Origin of the sequence: Curtobacterium sp. NPDC087082 (assembly GCF_044745045.1) — a bacterium.
In the GTDB taxonomy this organism is placed as follows: Bacteria; Actinomycetota; Actinomycetes; order Actinomycetales; family Microbacteriaceae; genus Curtobacterium.
The window spans coordinates 107104-124277 of record NZ_JBIUZN010000005.1; the positions used below are offsets into that span (position 1 = coordinate 107104).

Annotated in this window: 15 protein-coding genes; 12 read left to right on the forward strand and 3 right to left on the reverse strand. The window is 72.7% G+C overall.

What is annotated here, in order from left to right; translation table 11 throughout:
* Positions 1–112: 112 nt before the first annotated feature.
* On the reverse strand, positions 113–1447 hold the full coding sequence (locus tag ACIPEP_RS14025; protein ID WP_402717589.1) for an MFS transporter: 1335 nt from the start codon (positions 1445–1447) through the stop codon (positions 113–115).
* Between the two features lie 176 nt (positions 1448–1623).
* Here ACIPEP_RS14025 and ACIPEP_RS14030 point away from each other — a divergent pair, with 176 nt between their 5' ends.
* Genes ACIPEP_RS14030 through ACIPEP_RS14045 form a run of 4 tightly spaced genes read left to right on the forward strand, consistent with a single transcriptional unit; the run spans position 1624 to position 4876 of the window.
* Positions 1624–3063: a ferredoxin reductase family protein gene (locus ACIPEP_RS14030; protein ID WP_336698761.1), complete on the forward strand. Its 1440-nt coding sequence runs from the start codon at positions 1624–1626 to the stop codon at positions 3061–3063.
* Complete coding sequence (locus tag ACIPEP_RS14035) at positions 3060–3527, forward strand: FMN-binding protein (protein ID WP_402717590.1); 468 nt, start codon at positions 3060–3062, stop codon at positions 3525–3527. Before ACIPEP_RS14030 ends, ACIPEP_RS14035 begins: the two co-directional genes overlap by 4 nt.
* Positions 3524–4279: an FAD:protein FMN transferase gene (locus tag ACIPEP_RS14040; protein WP_402717591.1), complete on the forward strand. Its 756-nt coding sequence runs from the start codon at positions 3524–3526 to the stop codon at positions 4277–4279. Before ACIPEP_RS14035 ends, ACIPEP_RS14040 begins: the two co-directional genes overlap by 4 nt.
* Positions 4280–4336: 57 nt before the next feature.
* On the forward strand, positions 4337–4876 hold the full coding sequence (locus tag ACIPEP_RS14045; RefSeq protein ID WP_092387250.1) for a DoxX family protein: 540 nt from the start codon (positions 4337–4339) through the stop codon (positions 4874–4876).
* A gap of 71 nt (positions 4877–4947) precedes the next feature.
* On the opposite strand, the gene ACIPEP_RS14050 is transcribed toward ACIPEP_RS14045, so the two are convergent.
* Positions 4948–6528 (reverse strand): Na+/H+ antiporter, encoded by a 1581-nt coding sequence (locus ACIPEP_RS14050; protein ID WP_402717592.1) that lies wholly within the window; start codon positions 6526–6528, stop codon positions 4948–4950.
* Between the two features lie 131 nt (positions 6529–6659).
* The gene (locus ACIPEP_RS14055; RefSeq protein ID WP_402717593.1) at positions 6660–7469 is read right to left on the reverse strand and encodes a DUF427 domain-containing protein; all 810 of its coding nucleotides are present in this window, start codon (positions 7467–7469) and stop codon (positions 6660–6662) included.
* Positions 7470–7605: 136 nt separating this feature from the next.
* Here ACIPEP_RS14055 and ACIPEP_RS14060 point away from each other — a divergent pair, with 136 nt between their 5' ends.
* Genes ACIPEP_RS14060 through ACIPEP_RS14095 form a run of 8 tightly spaced genes read left to right on the forward strand, consistent with a single transcriptional unit; the run spans position 7606 to position 17169 of the window.
* Positions 7606–8667 (forward strand): LLM class flavin-dependent oxidoreductase, encoded by a 1062-nt coding sequence (locus ACIPEP_RS14060; RefSeq protein WP_402717594.1) that lies wholly within the window; start codon positions 7606–7608, stop codon positions 8665–8667.
* Positions 8664–10007 (forward strand): LLM class flavin-dependent oxidoreductase, encoded by a 1344-nt coding sequence (locus tag ACIPEP_RS14065; RefSeq protein WP_261647247.1) that lies wholly within the window; start codon positions 8664–8666, stop codon positions 10005–10007. Before ACIPEP_RS14060 ends, ACIPEP_RS14065 begins: the two co-directional genes overlap by 4 nt.
* On the forward strand, positions 10004–11326 hold the full coding sequence (locus tag ACIPEP_RS14070; protein WP_402717595.1) for an NtaA/DmoA family FMN-dependent monooxygenase: 1323 nt from the start codon (positions 10004–10006) through the stop codon (positions 11324–11326). The genes ACIPEP_RS14065 and ACIPEP_RS14070 overlap by 4 nt, the downstream gene beginning before the upstream one ends.
* Before the next feature lie 39 nt (positions 11327–11365).
* Positions 11366–12925: an ABC transporter substrate-binding protein gene (locus ACIPEP_RS14075; protein ID WP_402717596.1), complete on the forward strand. Its 1560-nt coding sequence runs from the start codon at positions 11366–11368 to the stop codon at positions 12923–12925.
* Positions 12922–13905, forward strand: coding sequence for an ABC transporter permease (locus ACIPEP_RS14080; RefSeq protein ID WP_070418892.1), 984 nt, complete (start codon positions 12922–12924; stop codon positions 13903–13905). Before ACIPEP_RS14075 ends, ACIPEP_RS14080 begins: the two co-directional genes overlap by 4 nt.
* Positions 13902–14792: an ABC transporter permease gene (locus ACIPEP_RS14085; RefSeq protein ID WP_309779498.1), complete on the forward strand. Its 891-nt coding sequence runs from the start codon at positions 13902–13904 to the stop codon at positions 14790–14792. Before ACIPEP_RS14080 ends, ACIPEP_RS14085 begins: the two co-directional genes overlap by 4 nt.
* Entirely contained in the window at positions 14789–16363 is a 1575-nt protein-coding gene (locus ACIPEP_RS14090) for an ATP-binding cassette domain-containing protein (RefSeq protein ID WP_402717597.1), read from the forward strand. The genes ACIPEP_RS14085 and ACIPEP_RS14090 overlap by 4 nt, the downstream gene beginning before the upstream one ends.
* A 35-nt stretch (positions 16364–16398) precedes the next feature.
* Positions 16399–17169, forward strand: coding sequence for an SDR family oxidoreductase (locus ACIPEP_RS14095; RefSeq protein ID WP_402717598.1), 771 nt, complete (start codon positions 16399–16401; stop codon positions 17167–17169).
* Positions 17170–17174: the final 5 nt, after the last annotated feature.

The following is a 17174-nucleotide window of genomic DNA, read 5'->3' on the forward strand; positions in this document are numbered from 1 at the left end:
CCCGCTGACACCGGGTCGCGACGCGACCACCCAGCGGACGGGAGGCGCGGTGCCAGCCGGCACCGCGCCTCCCGTCCGTCACCGGTCGCGTCCCGCCCGACCGGACCGACCGTCACGTGGTGCGGATGCGGGTGGCCGCGACCGCGGCGACGAGGATGACGGCTCCCGCGACGACGAAGCTGACCTGGGTGCCGGTCACGAAGTGCGCCCGGTCGGCGAGGAGGGCGCCGAACACGGCGATGGCCACCGCGCCGCCGACCTGGCGGAAGGTGTTGAACACGGCGCTCGCGGTCCCCGAGCGTTCCGCGGGGACGCTGGCGAGGACGACGGACGTCGCCGGCGGCATCGCGACCGATCCGCCCGCGCCGGTCAGGACCGCGCAGACGGCGACGGCGACCCACGAGTCGAGCGGTGCGAACACGATCACCACCGCGAGACCCAGGATCATCGTGGTGAGTCCGGCGACGACCGGGACGCGGGCGCCGAAGCGGTTGGCGAGGGTGCCGCTGACGACGTTGCCGACGATGCTGCACGCCGCGGACGGCAGGAACACGAGTCCGGCGAGCAGCGGCGACAGCCCGAGGTGCTGCTGCAGGTACAGGCTCAGCACGAAGACGCTGCCGAAGTTGCCGACCATGAACGCGAACCCGACTCCGAGCGCGATCCGCATCCCGCTCGACCGGAACAGGTCGAGCGGCATCATCGGAGAGCGACCCCGGGCCTGGACGACGAGGAACCCGACGAGCGATGCAGCGGCGACCACGAGTGCGGCGACGACGTCCCCGGTGCCGAAGCCCTGCGCGCCGCCCTCGATGAGGCCGAAGACCAGTCCGGCGAGGGTGAGCAGCGCCAGCACCTGGCCCACGGGGTCGAACCGGCTCGGGCGACGGGGCGAGGGCGCCACCCGCAGCAGCATGCCGAGCATGACGACGCACACCGGCAGGTTGATCGCGAACACGAGCCGCCAGTCGACCGTGGTCAGCGCGCCGCCGAGGACCGGCCCGACCGCTCCGGCCACGGCGCCGCCGACCGCCCAGATGCCGAGGGCGTGGGCGCGTTCGCGGGCGTCCGGGAACGCCTCGCGGACGAGTGCCATCGACGCCGGCAGCATGACCGCTGCCGCAGCGCCCTGGACGGCGCGCGCTCCGATCAGGGTGCCGAGCGTCGGAGCGATCGCGCAGGCGACGGAGGCGAGCAGGAACCCGGCGATGCCCCACCCGATGGCACGCTTCGCACCGATGCGGTCGGACAGGTTGCCGGCGAACAGCAGCAGGGACGCGAAGAGCAGCGTGTACGAGTCGATGACCCACTGCAGACCCGAGGTGCTGCCGCCGAGCTCCCGGCCGATCGTCGTCAGGGCGACGTTCACGATCAGGATGTCGAGCGTGATGAGGAAGAACCCGAGGGAGGCCAGGAGGAGCGCGACACGGGGCGTCGAGGTGGTCACGGTCCGATGGTCGCGCGCCGGGCGGGCGGGTGGGATGCCCTGAGCGGGTACCCCGGCACCCTCGGGTGTTCGAGCGAGGTGCTTCCGAGGAAGGACACGTCCCGTTCCGGGTTCCTCCATAGCTCCGATGCCGATGCTGTGAGCCACCCGATCACATGCTGGAGAGGAACGAGCCGATGATCGACACCGCTCGCCCCACTGCTCGTCCCGTTCCGAGACCCATCGGAGACGACGAACCCCTCGAGGTCGCGGCCCGTCGCCGCCGCCGAGCCGGACGCCGCCGCAACGCCGTCACCGACCTGCTCGGGATCCTCGCCTGGGTCTCGGCAGCGGTGGCCGTCATGCTCTGGCTCGTGTCGCCCGGATCGCACACGGTCGTCGGCATCGGCGGCTGGCTCACCGACGCCGGGATCGTCGCGGGACTCGTCGCGACCGACCTCGTGCTCGTCATGCTCGTGCTCGCCGCGCGCGTGCCGCTCATCGACCGGACCTTCGGCCAGGACAACGCCATCGCGGTGCACCGGTCGCTCGGGAAGCCCGTGCTGTACCTGCTGCTCGCGCACGGAGCGCTCCTGACCCTGGGGTACGGCGCCTCGGCGGGCACCGGGCCGATCGCCGAGACGATCGCGCTCTTCTCCACGCCGGACATGCCGCTGGCCTACCTCGGACTCGGGCTGTTCGTCGCCGTCGTGGTGTCCTCGCTCGTCGCGGTCCGCCGTCGCCTGCCGTACGAGGCCTGGCACGTCATCCACCTCCTCAGCTACGCCGCGGTACTCGTCGCGCTGCCGCACATGCTCAGCGTCGGCAGCGTCCTCGCGCAGGGCACGTGGCAGCGGGTCTACTGGATCGCGCTCTACGTCCTGGCCCTCGGCCTGATCGCCCTGTACCGGTTCGCGCTGCCCCTCGTCGTGACGCTCCGCCACCGCATCCGTGTCGTCGGCGTCGAGCCCATCGCACCGGGCGTCGTGTCGATCCACCTCGCCGGACGAGACCTCGACCGCCTCGGGACCGAGGGCGGGCAGTACGGGGTGTGGCGCTTCTGGACCGCCCGCACCTGGTGGCACGCCCACCCGGTGTCGTTCTCCGCCGTCCCCGGCCGCGATCGTGCCCGGATCACGGTGCGCGACCTCGGCGCCGGCTCCGCGCGACTCGGCCGGATCACACCGGGTGCGTTCGTCTCCCTCGAGGGCCCCTACGGCCTGTTCACCAGCCGGGCTCGGACCGCGCCGTACCTCGCGCTCGTCGCCTCCGGCATCGGCATCACCCCCGTGCGGTCGCTGCTGGAGGACACCGACCTCCGTCCGGGTGAGGCCACCGTGCTGCTGCGCGGGACCGACGCCGACCAGCAGTACCTGTGGCACGAGACCGCGGACCTCGCCGAGGCGACGGGCAGCCGGCTGTACACGATGGTCGGTCACCGGTCCCGCTCCCGCGAGAGCTGGATGACCGAGGAGGACGTCCGGCGCGGGGTCTCCCTCCGGTCGGTGTTCCCGAACCTGCTCCAGTCGGACCTGTACGTCTGCGGGCCGCGTGCCTGGTCCGACCTCGTCGTCCGCGAAGCACGGCTCGCGGGCGTCCCCGAGCACCAGATCCACCAGGAACGGTTCGAGTCGTGAGAGCACGCGTCATCGCCGGCGGGGTCGTCTCGTCCATCGCGGTCCTGGTCGTCGGGTGGCAGCTCGGCGGCCAGCCCGCGGTCACCGCACCGGCACAGCAGAGCACGACGTCGGGTTCCGGCACGACCGGCACCAGCACCGGGACGAGCGGCAGCACCAGCGGCGGCACCACCGGTGGTTCGTCCGCCTCCGGCACCTTCGCCGGCGACACGACGCAGACGCAGTACGGTCCGGTGCAGGTCCAGATCACGGTCGCGAACGGGACGATCACCGACGTCACCGCGCTGCAGCTCACGAACAGCGACGGGCGGTCGGTGCAGATCAGTCAGCAGGCGGCCCCGATCCTCCGCCAGGAGGCGCTGCAGGCGCAGTCCGCGCAGATCCAGTCCGTCAGCGGCGCGACCTTCACCAGTGAGGGCTACACCACGTCGCTCCAGTCCGCGATCGACAAGGCCGGGCTGTGAGCGGCGTCACCACCTTCGAGACGATGGGCACCGTCGTGAGCCTCCGGGGCGCGACCCCGGGGGCCGCGTCCGAAGTGCGTGCCGTCTTCGCCGGCTACGACCACCGCTACAGCCTGTACGACCCGTCGTCGGTCCTCAGCCGCGTCGCCGACGGTTCGGTCCGGCTCGCGGACACCCCGTCCGAGGTGCGTGACGTCTACGCGCTCGCGCTCGACTGGCGGGAGCGCACCGGGGGCGCGTTCACCCCGCACCGCCCGGACGGCGTGATCGACCTCTCCGGCGTCGTGAAGGCGCTCGCGATCCGCGACGCCGGAGCCGTCCTCGACGCCGCGAGCAGCAGCGGCGACTGGATGGTCAGCGCCGGCGGCGACGTGCTCGTCCGCGGCCACCACCGCGCCGACGACCCCTGGAGCGTCGGCGTCGTCGATCCGGCCCACCGGGACACCGTCGTCGGCGTCGTCCGGCTCGAGGCACCTCGTCGTGCCGTCGCGACCTCCGGCACCGCCGAGCGCGGCGAGCACATCTGGCGCCGGGCGACCCCGACGTTCGTCCAGGCGACGGTCATCGCCGACGACATCGTCACGGCGGACGTCCTCGCGACCGCGGTCGTCGCCGGCGACGAGGACGACCTCCGGCGGCTCACGAGCGACGCCGACGTCGACGTGCTCGCGTTCGCCGCCGACGGCACGGTCTGGGCCACCCCCGGCGCGTCCACGGTCGTCCACTCGGTGGCGAACCCGTCACCGGCGTGACGGCGCGCGGCGTACCGTCTGGCGCACAGCACCACCGACCACGCACCGGGAGAACGCATGAGCGCACGCACCACGACCGCTTCCGTCACCGCCAAGACCCTGCTCCGCATCGCCCTCGGCGCCGTCCTCGTGTCGCACGGCTCCCAGAAGCTCTTCGGCGCGTTCGGCGGCGGCGGCATCGAGGGCACCGCCCAGGGCATGCACCAGATGGGCTTCCGGCCCGGCCGCCGCAACGCCGTCCTGGCCGGGATCGGCGAGGCCGGCTCCGGTGCCGCCCTCGCGCTCGGCCTGGCCACCCCGATCGCCGGTGCGGGCGCGGCGACGACCATGGGTGTCGCGTCGAGCGTGCACACCCCGAACGGCTTCTTCAACGCCGACGGCGGGTTCGAGTTCCCGGCGTTCCTCGGCTTCTCGGCGGCGATGTTCGCCCTCGGCGGCCCCGGTCCGGTGTCCCTCGACCACGCGTCCGGCCACGTCTTCGACCGTCCGTGGCTGCGGGGACTCGCCCTCGCGGCGGTCCCGGTGGCGATCGCGGTCCAGGTCGCGCAGCGTCGGAAGGCGCTCGCCTCGGAACCGGCGGCTGCCGACGAGTCGTAGGACGTGACGGACGGGAGGCGCGGTGCCAGCCCGCACCGCGCCTCCCGTCCGGACATCCGCGAGCCGCACCGTCAGGTCGTGGTGACCCCGCTCAACCGCGCCTCCTCCGCGTCGTACCCCGACCGCACCTGCCGCAGCACGAGGTCGTCGATCTCGTCGGCGTCCCGCAACCGCAGGAGCGTCGCGGCCTTGTGCCGGACCAGCGCGAGCTCGAGGGCGACCGCGGTGTCGTGCCGTTGCAGCGCCGGGTGGTCGTCGTCGTCATCCTCGCGGGCCTGGATGACGTCGAGGTGCGCCTCGTAGTCCTTCCGCACCCGCTCCACGGTCGCACGGTCCGCGCCGGTCGAGCGGGCCAGGCGGGGGAGTGCGTCGAGCGCCTCCTCGATCGCGGTGCGCTCGGCGTAGCGGCGCTCCTCACCGACCGACTCGTCCTCGGGCAGCGCGGCCCGGCGGAGGACGGCCGGCAGCACCAGGGCCTGCCCGACGATCGTGACGACGACGACCCCGGCGGTGACGAAGACGATGAGGTCCCGGTCGGGGAAGGCCGCGCCGGACTCGAGGGTCCGGGGCACGGCGACGGCCATCGCGAGCGACACCGCCCCGCGGAACCCGGCGAAACCGCTGACGAGCCGGTCCCGGTGGCCCTCACGCGGTGCTCCGCCGGACCGTCGGGTGACGAGCCACACCGTGCCGCCGGCCGCGTTGAGGAACGCGAACCGCACGAGCACGAGGGCGATCGACACCGCGGCGATCACGCCGGTGGCGCGCAGGAGCTCGGCGGGCTCCAGCGCACGGGCGGCGACCATCGCCTCGATGCCGACGAGCACGAACAGCGCGCCGTTCAGCAGGAACGTCAGGAAGGACCAGAACGCGCGGACCTGCTGACGGGTCTCGGCGCGGTCGAGCTTCGGACCGACCTGGCTCACCACGATGCCGGCGGCCACGACCGCGAGGACGCCGGAGGCCCCGATCGCCTCGGCACCGAGGAACGCGACGAACGGCACGAGGAGCGTCACCAGGTTCTCGAGGACGACCGTGTCGACGCGCCGGAGCACTTGCGTGCCGAGCCACGCCGCGACCAGACCGGCTGCCACGCCGCCGAGGTAGGACAGCGCGAGCATGCCCGAGACACCCCAGAACGTGAGCTCCTGCGTGCCGACCGTGACCGCGACGGCGATCCCGTAGACCACGAGCGTGGTGCCGTCGTTGACGAGGCTCTCGGCACGCAGCACCGTGACGTTCCGGCGCGGCAGCATCTTCGTGAGCACCCCGACGGCCGTGGCGTCGGTCGGGGCCACGGCGGCACCGAGCACCCAGGCCGGACCCCACGGCATCCCGAGCAGGTGGAGCAGGACGGCGACCGCGCCGGCCGTGACCACGACGAGCAGCGTGCCCATCAGGACGATGCCGCGCAGGTTCTTCCGGATCTCGCGCAGGGACGTCGTCAGGCTCTCCCAGTACAGCAGCGCCGGCAGGAAGAGCAGGAGGACGGCGTCGGCGGGGAGCTGCACACCCGCGAACTCGGGCACGAGGGCGAGCAGCGCGCCGAAGACGAGCAGCAGCACCGGCGGGGCGACCCGGATGCGGTCGGCGATGCCCGCCGTCAGGGCGATGGCGAGGCCGAGCACGACCACCAGTTCAGGTCCCAGCACACGCACTCCTCGATCGACCGACACCCCAGTCAACGCGGTGGGCGCTGACAGCGCACACGCGCTCCGGGCGGTGGTCGCGACCAGTGTCGGACGGGAGGCGCGGGTCGGGCCCGACCCGCGCCTCCCGTCCGTCAGACGCGCAGGTCCACCGCGGACGACGCGCGGACGCCGTCCACCTCGACGACCACCCGCTCACCCCAGAACGCGACGCGGTCGCGGACGGCGGCGACCGCGGGGAAGGGGTCCGGGTAGGACCACGCGACGTCCTCGACGGTGCCGTCCGCGCGCCGGACGCCCCAGTACGCGGTCGCGTGGCCCTTGTACGGGCACTCGCTGACGGTGTCGGTGGCGACGAGCTCGTCGAACCGGACGTCCTCGCGGGGCAGGTACCAGCGCGTCGGCAGGCCGGTCTCGTACACGGCGACGGGCGAACGGGAGTCGGCGAGCACCCGGTCGCCGTCGCGGACCACGACGTGCCGGCTGCTCGGCAGTGCGTCCACCCGGTTGTGCGGGTCACGGGGGTGGGTGATGACGCGCTCGTCCTCCTCGTACCAGGCGTCCAGGACCCCGGGGGTCCACGTGACGCCGAGCCACCCGTCGAGGCCGTCGTCGTCCCACGACCAGGCGACGTGCGGGACGACCCGGTCGGGGAGCCGGAGGTGGTACCAGCGTCGGGCCGGTCGGACCGGGCGCCAGGACCGACCCGGTGCGGGTGCGTCGTCCGCCGGCGACAGGAGGTCGGTGCGGACGTCGGCTCGCGGGATCCCGTACTCGGGGACCTTGTGGCCGGCCTCCCACACGAGGATCGGCGCACGGGTGTCGACGACCGTCAGGCCGTCGACGACCGCGCGGACCCAGCGGCTGCTCGGCTCCCACGTGAGGTGGTCCGGCAGGGCGGGGTGACGACGGCTGAGGGTGTCGGATTCGGCGGGCTGCGGCACGGGGCGATCATGCTCCTCGGACGCGGTCCGTGCGCACTCCTACGTTGTGTGACGTCGCGCAACGCTCCGTTACGTCGCCGCTCGTGGACCGTCGGTGGTGCGTGTTTGCATCACTCCACTGACGAGGGAGTGTTCCATGACGCACGTCGAACGGGCCGCCCGCGTGGCCTCGGTGCCACTGCGGATCGCGGTGTTCTCGCACGGGACGGAAGCGCCGCCGGCGAGCCGGGCGTACCGCGACGAGCTGGACCTGTTCGCCGCCGCGGAACGACTCGGGTACGAGGGCGCGTGGGTCCGGCAGTTCCACTTCCGGCACGACGACGACCCGACCCGCGGCGGGCTGCCGTCACCGTTCGTCTTCTTCGCCGCCCTCGCCGAGCGCACCTCGACCCTGCGGCTCGGACTCGGTGCGGTGACGCTCCCGCACGAGGACCCGGTCCGCGTCGCCGAGGACGCCGCGGTGCTCGACGCGCTCAGCGACGGCCGGGTCGAGCTCGGCGTCGCGAACGGCGGCGGCCCGGAGACCCTCGACGTCTTCGCGCCGGACCTCGCCCACGCCGAGCACGAGGCACGTCGGGCGGCCTTCGACGCCCAGCTCGACACGCTGCTCGGTGCGCTCCGCGGGGAGCCGCTCGGGACCGGCACGGCCCGACTGAACCCGGACGGCAGCGCACTGCTGGACCGGCTCTGGGACGCCACCCTCACCGCCGGTAGCGCTGCGATCGCCGCCACCCGGGGACACGGGGTCCTGGTCGGCACCACCCAGACGGTACCGGCCGAGGTCACCGCCGCCGCCTACCTCGACGCGCTGCCCGACGGCGCGGTCCCGCGGGTGGCGCTCTCCACCGCGATCTACCCGGCCCGTGACCGTGCCACGGCGCTGCGCGAGGCCCGTGCCGGCATCGAGGCGAAGTACGCGTGGGGCGAGTCGTTCCTGCCCCCGGCGTCGACCCTGGCCGAGAAGGCCGCGTCGCTGAACCTGCACTACGGCACCGCCGAGGACATCGCCGAGTCGATCCTGTCGAAGCCGTACTCCCGGTACGCCACGCAGCTCAACGTGCAGGTCGAGCACGGCTACGCCGACCAGGAGCGTCGGCGCGAGGCCCTCGCGCTCTTCGCGGAGGACGTCGCGCCACGCATCGGGGCGACGGTGGGGCCGGTCGCACCGGCACGGACACGAGAGGCGGTGACGGCATGACGCGCGACGGCGGCCTCGTGCTGGGCGGGATGGTCTTCTACCCGGGCGGTGAACACGTCACGAGCTGGCGGCTGCCCGGCAGCGAACCGGAGCAGTACCTCGACGTGGAGTACTACGTCCGGTTCGCCCAGACGCTCGAGCGCGGCGGGTTCGCGACGCTCTTCATCGCCGACGAGCTCTACGTCTGGGACCGCTTCGACTCCGGCATCGACCACGTCGTGAACATCCGCACCGAGCCCTTCACGCTGCTCGGCGCGCTCTCGCAGCGGACCGAGCACATCGGACTCGCCGCCACGGTGTCGACGACGTACAACGAGCCGTACCACGTCGCACGGAAGCTCGCCTCGCTCGACCACCTCAGCGAGGGCCGCGCCGCGTGGAACCTCGTCACGAGCGCCTCCGACGAAGAGGCGTGGAACTTCGGGCGCGACGCCAACCTCGACCACGCGGTGCGCTACCGGCGCGGGGCCGAGTTCGTCGACGTCGTGCAGGGACTCTGGGACAGCTGGGACGACGACGCCTTCCTCCACGACAAGCAGTCCGGGTACTTCGCCAAGCGCGAGGGCCTGCACGTCCTCGACCACCAGGGTGAGTTCTTCCGGGTGCGGGGACCCCTCAACATCGCCCGTCCGCCCCAGGCACACCCGGTGCTGTTCCAGGCCGGCGCGTCCGAGGCCGGCCGAGCGCTGGCGGGGGCGAAGGCCGAGGGCGTGTTCACGCTCTGGCAGGACGAGCTCGCCGACGCGCAGGCGCTGTACGCCGACTACAAGCGCCGAGCCGTCGACAACGGCCGCGACCCGTCGTCGATGCTCATCCTGCCGGCCGTGTCACCAGTCATCGGCGACACCGAGGCGGACGCGCTGCGCCAGCTCGACGAGATCGAGGAGCTCACGCCGGACCGCGTCTCGCTCGACCTGCTCTCCCACTACCTGCAGACCGACCTGTCCGACCGGCCGCTCGACGCGCCGTTCGAGCACGTCTTCGACGAGTCGTCGATCACCCAGTCGAAGTCGGTGTACGAGTCGATCCGACGCATCGCCGCGGACGCCACGACGCTGCGCGAGGTCTACCGGACGATCCTGCGGCGCCGGTTCCTGCCCGGGACACCCGAGCAGATCGCGGACTGGCTGACCGAGCGCTACGAGCAGGACGCCGCGGACGGCTTCATGCTCGCGTTCTCGTCGATCCCGGTGAGCGTGGACCGGTTCGTCGACCAGGTGGTGCCGGAGCTCGAACGCCGCGGCGTGTACGACCGCACGTACCGCGGGGACACCCTGCGCGAGCACCTCGGGCTGGCGCGACCGGCGAGCACGCTCCGGACGGCGGAGGTCTCGGCATGAGCGACCGGATCCTGCTCGGTGCGTTCGCCTTCCACCCCGGCGGCGCGCACGTCACCGGCTGGCGGCACCCGTCGTCGCGGCCGGCCGAGCACCTGACGATCGGCCACCACCGCCACATCGCGCAGAGCGCCGAGCGCGGGTTCTTCGACACGCTGTTCCTGGCGGACGGCCTGTACTTCTGGGACCGGTACCCGTCGGGCGTCGACCACTACGGCGCGCTCCGCCCGGAGCCGTTCACCCTGCTCGCGGCGCTGTCCCAGGTGACCAGCCGCATCGGGCTCGCGGCGACGGTCTCGACCACCTACAACGAGCCGTACCACGTGGCGCGGACGATCGCCTCCCTCGACCACATCAGCCGGGGCCGCGCGGCGTGGAACCTCGTCACGAGCCGCTACGACGAAGAGGCCCGGAACTTCGGCGGCGACGCGCACATCGACCACTCCCGCCGGTACGAGCGCGGCCGCGAGTTCGTCGACGTCGTCCACGGTCTGCTCGACAGCTGGGACGACGACGCGATCCGTGCGGACGCCGCGTCCGGGATCTTCGCCGAACGGGACGGGCTGCACCGGCTCGACCACGACGGGGAGTTCTTCCGGGTGCGCGGTCCGCTCAACATCGCCCGGCCGCCGCAGGGCCACCCGCTGCTGTTCCAGGCCGGCGGCTCCGAGTCGGGCCTCGAGCTCGCCGCCGACACCGCGGACGCCGTGTTCACGCGGGGTGGGTCCGCGGCCGACGTCCGTCGGTTCGTCGACGACCTGCGCGCCCGGGCGGTCCGACACGGTCGCGCTGCCGACGCCGTGAAGATCATGCCCTCGGTCATGCCGGTCGTGGGGGAGACCGCCGCCGACGCCCGGGCCGAGGCGGACGCGATCCTGGCGCTCACCCCGGACGCCCTCATCCTCGAGGACGTGTCGCACCAGATCGGCCAGGACCTGTCGGGGCGCGACGTCGACGTGCCGTTCGACTACGCCGAGGAGTTCGACACCTCGAACGAGACCCGGTCGCCCAAGCCCGCGGTCGAGCGCCTCCTCGCGGACGGGCCGGCGACGCCCCGCGACGTCTACTCGTGGTCGTACCGGCGGAGCTTGCTCACCGGCACCGGGCCGGAGATCGCCGACCGGCTCGAGGAACTCGCGGACGACGGCGGAGCGGACGGCTTCATCGTGCAGTTCCCGTACCTGCCGGGTGGCATCGACCGCTTCGTCGACCACGTCGTGCCCGAGCTGCAGCGCCGCGGCCGGACCGCCACCACGTACGACGACCTCACCCTGCGCGAGCGGTTCGGACACCCCCGCGTGCCCGACCGCGCGCACCGCTGACCGCACCACCCCCTGCACCCCGAACCCCAGGAGCCAACCATGACCGTCGACCTCACGTCGCGGCGGCGTCGCCTCAAGCGCCTCGCCCTCGCGGCCACCGCGTCCGCCCTCGCCCTCACCCTCGCCGCGTGCTCGTCCGGCGGCGACGCCTCGTCCGGCTCGTCGGACGCCGGCACCTACACGCTCGGCCTCCAGGAGCCCGACAGCACCATCAACCCCCTCACCACGTCCGACTACAACGCGATGTTCATCGTCGGGCTGGCATCCGAGGGACTCCTCAGCCAGGACGCGCAGGGCAAGCTCGAGGGCCGGCTCGCCGACTCCTGGAAGGCCTCGTCCGACGGGCGCACCTGGACCGTCACCCTGCGCGACGGCCTGAAGTTCTCGGACGGCGCCGCCCTCACGAGCAAGGACGTCGTCGCGACGTTCGACTCGATCATCGGCACGGACAGCCAGTCGCCCGGCAAGTCGAGCTTCGAGGGCATCCTCGGGTCCGTCGCCGCGGACGGCGACTCCGCCGTGGAGTTCACGCTCGACAAGCCCTACGCCGACTTCCCGTACCTGCTCACCGGCTCGAACACGACGATCCAGCCCGCCGGCTTCACGGCGTCGACGAACTGGGCGAAGCAGCCCGTCGGTGCCGGCCAGTTCGTGCTGTCGAAGTACTCCGCCGGGCAGGGCGCGACGTTCACGAAGAACCCCGACTACTGGGACGCGAAGGACGTCGACCTCGACAAGGTCGACGTGAAGTTCTACGCCGACGACCAGGCACAGCTGCTGGCCTTCCAGAGCGGCGAGATCGACCAGATCGCGTCGAGCCCCACCGCGACCTCGACGCTGCAGGCCTCCGACTACAACGAGACCAAGCCGTACTACAACAAGTTCGACGGCATCTTCCTCGACGTGACCAAGGCGCCGTTCGACGACCCGGACGTCCGCGAGGCGTTCGCCCTGGCGCTCGACCGGAAGGAGATCGTCAAGACGGTCTACGGCGGGAACGCCGAGGTCGGCAACGACACCACGTTCTTCCCGAGTTCCGCGATCCAGCCGAAGGGCCTCGAGCAGCGGTCGCAGGACGCGGCGAAGGTGCGGGAGCTCCTCGGCGGCAAGACCGTGTCGTTCGAGATCACCACGCTCGACGCCGAGAAGGCGCTCGCCCAGGTGGTGCAGCAGCAGCTCGAGGCCGTCGGCGGGTTCGACGTCACGCTCAAGGTCCTCACGAGCGCGCAGTACTACGCCGACGGGGCCGACACGCCGTGGCTCAACGCCCCGGTGACGATCACGAACTGGGCGCAGCGACTGCCGGCCCAGTACGTCGACCTGATCTACCGGTCCGGCGCCGCCTGGAACGCGTCGAAGTACTCGAACCCGGAGCTCGAGACCCTCGTCGATCAGTACGAGTCGACCACGTCGGAGTCCGAGCGGCAGGACCTCGCCGACCGGATCGCGACGATCGAGTGGACGGACCTGCCGGTGATCGTGCCGGCGTTCGCGTCGAGCAGCATCCTGCTGCAGAAGCGCGTGACGGGGACCTTCCGGTCCGGGCAGGACTTCCCGGGCGGGTTCGACTTCCGCGGGATCGGGGTCACCTCGTCATGAGCACCGCGCGCCGCCGTCGTCTGCTGTCCCTCGTCGGCCAGCGGGTCGTCCAGATCCCGCTCGTCCTGGTCGTGGTCTCGATCCTCACGTTCTGGCTGGTCCAGGTCGTCCCGGGGGACCCCGGTCGGAACGCGCTCGGGCAGTACGCGACGGCGGCGCAGGTGCAGGCCTGGAACGTCGACCACGGACTCGACGGCTCCCTCGTGAGCCGGTACCTGCACTGGATCGGCGGGTTCGTGACCGGCGACTGGGGCACGAGCTTCGTGTACTCCGAGCCGGTGCGGGACCTGGTGCTCGGACGGCTCGGTAACTCGCTCCTGCTCGGCGCGTACGCCTTCGTCATCATGGTGCCGGTCGCCCTCGTCCTCGGCGCCGTGCAGGCCTACCGCCAGGGGCGCCGGTCCGACCGTGCCGTGACGGTGGGCCTGCTGACCGTCTCCGCGATCCCGGAGTTCGTGGTCGGGATCGTCCTGCTGCTGGTCTTCGCGGTCTGGCTCCGCGTCGTGCCCGTGCAGGCGTCCGGCGCGCTCGACGCGGGGTTCGGCGAGCGGCTCCGGGTGCTCACCCTGCCGGCCGTCGTGCTGGCCCTGGCGTACCTCGCCGTGCTGACCCGGATGGTGCGGGCCGGGGTCATCGAGACGATCCGGTCGCAGTTCCACCGGACCGCGGTGCTGAAGGGGCTGACGACCGGTCAGATCGTCCGGCGGCACGTCGTCCGCAACGCGCTCATCCCGACGTTCTCGGTGCTCGGGATCTACCTCGGCACCCTGCTCGGCGGGAGCGTGATCGTCGAGACGCTCTTCTCGTACCCGGGGCTGGGCGCGCTGCTCGTGTCGGCCGCCGAGCGGAAGGACGCGCTCCTGCTCGAGAGCGGCGTGATGCTCGCCGGAGCGCTGTCCCTCGGCGCGTTGCTGCTCACCGACCTCCTGTTCGTCGTGGTCGACCCCCGGATCCGGTTCGAACGGCGGGTCACCGCATGACCGCCGTCGTCCCCGGAGCCCTCGCCACCGACGCCCCGGTCGTCACCGGGCCGGAGCAGACCGCAGGATCGCGCCGTGCCCGTCGTGGCTGGCGCGCGCTGCTGGGTCGCCCGACCTTCCTGGTCTCGGTCGCGATCCTCGTCTGGTGGGTCGTCCTCGCCGTCGGGTGGCACGCGCTCGGGTTGCAGCCGTTCGCGAAGACCGGGGAACTCCTGCAGGCGCCGAGTGCGGCGCACTGGTTCGGCACCGACTCGCTCGGGCGCGACGTCTTCGCCCGGGTCGCGGCCGGAGCCCGCCCGGCGCTCGTGATCGGCCCGTTCGGCGCCGCGCTCGCGACCGTCCTCGGGGGCACGCTCGGACTCGTCGCGGGCTTCCACCGCGGCTGGGTCGACACCGCCCTGATGCGGTTCTTCGACGTGCTCCTCGCGCTGCCGAGCCTCATCTTCCTGGTGGTGCTCGTGGGGGCGTTCGGCGTCTCGACCCCGGCGCTCGTGCTCATCGTCGGCGTGCTGTTCGCTCCGGGCATCGCGCGCATCGTCCGCGCCGCAGTGCTCGTCGAGATGGGCAAGTCCTACGTGCAGGCGGCCCGGCTCCAGGGCGAGAGCGCGCTCCGGGCGATGCTCACCGAGCTCCTGCCGAACGTCGTCGGGGTGTTCGTCGTGCAGGCCGTCCTGAGCCTCGGTGCCGCCATCTTCATCACCGCGTCGCTGTCCTTCCTCGGCCTCGGGTCGCAACCTCCGGCCGCCGACTGGGGCCTCGACATCAACGCGAACCGCGCCTACCTGCAGGCCGCCTGGTGGACGGTCGTCTTCCCGGGCGTCGCCGTGGCGTCGATCGTCGTCGCCGCGAACCTCATCGCGGACAACCTCAAGGAGGTCGCCGAGTGAGCGAACCGCTGGTCCGCGTCGAGGGACTCACCGTCGCGTACCGCGGTGTCAGGGTCGTCGACGGGGTGTCGTTCACGATCGAGGCGGGCGGGTCGTACGGCCTCGTCGGCGAGTCCGGCTCCGGCAAGAGCACGGTGGCGGGGACCCTCACCGCCTCGCTCGGTCCGGATGCCGACGTCTCGGCGGCGGCGATCGTCGTCGACGGTTCGGACGTCCCCACGCTCCGCCGCGAACGGCTCCGGCGCTTCCGGCGTGACGTGGTCGCGGTCGTGCACCAGGAGCCGGGCCTCGCGCTGAACCCGACGATGCCCGTCGGCCGTCAGGTCGCCGAGGTGCTCCGTGCCACCGGGTCCGGGCGGGCCGAGGCCGAGTCGAGGACGGTCGAGGCGTTCACCCGCGTCGGACTGCCCGACCCGGACACGATCGGCGTCCGGTACCCGCACGAGCTGTCCGGCGGGCAGCAGCAGCGCGTCGCGATCGCGATGGCCCTGGTCTCCCGGCCGCGGCTGCTCGTGCTCGACGAGCCCACGACCGGCCTCGACAGCACCGTCGAGGCGGGGATCATGGCGCTCATCGACGAACTGCGCGAGGAGACCGGCTTCGCCACGCTCCTCATCAGCCACAACCTGCCGCTCGTCGCCGCGCACTGCGAGCGGGTCGGTGTACTCCGGCACGGCGTGCTCGTCGAGGAGGGCTCCGCTCGAACGGTGCTCGGTGCGCCGTCCGAGCCGTACACGGTGCAGCTCGTCGAGGCGCTGCCGGACATCACCGCGGGCAAGGCCGCACGCGGCACCACGGAGGACGACGTGCTCGTGTCGGTCCGCGGCCTCCGCAAGGAGTACGACGGTGCGGTCGCCCTCGACGGCATCGACCTCGACCTGCACCGGGGCGAGGTCCTCGGCGTCGTCGGGGAGTCCGGCTCCGGCAAGACCACGTTCGGACGCGCCCTCGCCGGCCTCGTCCGCTACGACGGCACGGTGACCACGGCTGCCTCCGCCGCGGGCGACGGCCCCGGGCGACGGACCCCGCCCGTGCAGGTCGTGTTCCAGAACGCCGACGCGTCGCTCAACCCGAGGCGGACCGTCCGGCAGGTGCTCGGCCGAGCGATCCGACTGCTCGGTGGCGAGGGCAGCGCCGAGGACCTCGCCGCCCGGGTCGGGCTCGACGCCGAGGTCCTCGACCGCCGGCCGGCGCAGCTCTCCGGCGGACAGAAGCAGCGCGTCGCCATCGCCCGGGCCTTCGCCGGTCCCGTCCCGTTGGTCGTGTGCGACGAGCCCACCTCGGCGCTCGACGTGTCCGTGCAGGCGCGGATCCTCGACCTCGTCCTCGACCTGCAGCGCACCACCGGGACGACGTGCGTCTTCGTGTCGCACGACCTCGCGGTGGTGCGTCGCGTCGCCGACCGGATCGCGGTCTTCGACGCCGGGCGGATCGTCGACGTCGGTCCGGCCGAGCAGCTGTTCGACGCGGGACGGCACCCGCGCACGCGGGAGCTGGTCGCGGCCGCGTTCGACCTCCGTCGGCGAGCGGGCCTGGTCGCACCGGTGCCCGACGGGGTGGTCGACGCATGACGCACGGGGACGGACGTCCGCGGTAGCGTGCCGCCATGAGCGACGACACGACCCCCGCCCCCGCGCGTGACTCCCGCATCGCCGTCGTGACCGGCGGCGGCAGCGGGATCGGCCGCTCCGCCGCACTCGCGCTGGCGGGCGACGGGTGGACGGTCGTGATCGCCGGACGGCGGCGTGGCCCGCTCGACGAGGTCGCGGCCGTCTCGGAGCGCATCGTGCCGGTCGTCGCCGACGTCTCGGTCGAGGCGGACGTCCGACGGCTCTTCGACGAGGCCGTCGCGCGGTTCGGCCGACTCGACCTCCTGTTCAACAACGCCGGCACCGGGGCGCCGGCGACGCAGTTCGACGAGATCACGCTCGACACCTGGGACGAGGTGTTGGCCGTGACCCTCACGGGTTCGTTCCTCTGCGCCCGCGAGGCGTTCCGGATCATGCGGACCCAGACACCGCAGGGCGGCCGCATCATCAACAACGGCTCGATCTCCGCGCACGCACCGCGTCCGCTCTCCGCGCCCTACACGGTCGCCAAGCACGCGGTGGCCGGCCTGACCAAGCAGCTCCAGCTGGACGGTCGGGCGTTCGGCATCGCCTGCGGGCAGCTCGACATCGGCAACGCCGCCACCACGATGGGGTCGGGCGCGGCGGACGGGACGATGCAGGCGGACGGCTCGATCCGCCCCGAACCGACGATGGACGTCGCCGAGACGGGCCGAGCGGTCGCGTACATGGCCGGGATGCCGGCCGGCACGAACGTGCCGAACCTGACGGTCATGCCGACCGCCATGCCGTTCGTCGGTCGCGGCTGACACCG

Coding starts and splice junctions, on each gene's coding strand:
- ACIPEP_RS14075 (WP_402717596.1), top strand. CDS start 11,366: ATGACCGTCGACCTCACGTCGCGGCGGCGTCGCCTCAAGCGCCTCGCC.
- ACIPEP_RS14080 (WP_070418892.1), top strand. CDS start 12,922: ATGAGCACCGCGCGCCGCCGTCGTCTGCTGTCCCTCGTCGGCCAGCGG.
- ACIPEP_RS14060 (WP_402717594.1), top strand. CDS start 7,606: ATGACGCACGTCGAACGGGCCGCCCGCGTGGCCTCGGTGCCACTGCGG.
- ACIPEP_RS14030 (WP_336698761.1), top strand. CDS start 1,624: ATGATCGACACCGCTCGCCCCACTGCTCGTCCCGTTCCGAGACCCATC.
- ACIPEP_RS14065 (WP_261647247.1), top strand. CDS start 8,664: ATGACGCGCGACGGCGGCCTCGTGCTGGGCGGGATGGTCTTCTACCCG.
- ACIPEP_RS14085 (WP_309779498.1), top strand. CDS start 13,902: ATGACCGCCGTCGTCCCCGGAGCCCTCGCCACCGACGCCCCGGTCGTC.
- ACIPEP_RS14070 (WP_402717595.1), top strand. CDS start 10,004: ATGAGCGACCGGATCCTGCTCGGTGCGTTCGCCTTCCACCCCGGCGGC.
- ACIPEP_RS14095 (WP_402717598.1), top strand. CDS start 16,399: ATGAGCGACGACACGACCCCCGCCCCCGCGCGTGACTCCCGCATCGCC.
- ACIPEP_RS14045 (WP_092387250.1), top strand. CDS start 4,337: ATGAGCGCACGCACCACGACCGCTTCCGTCACCGCCAAGACCCTGCTC.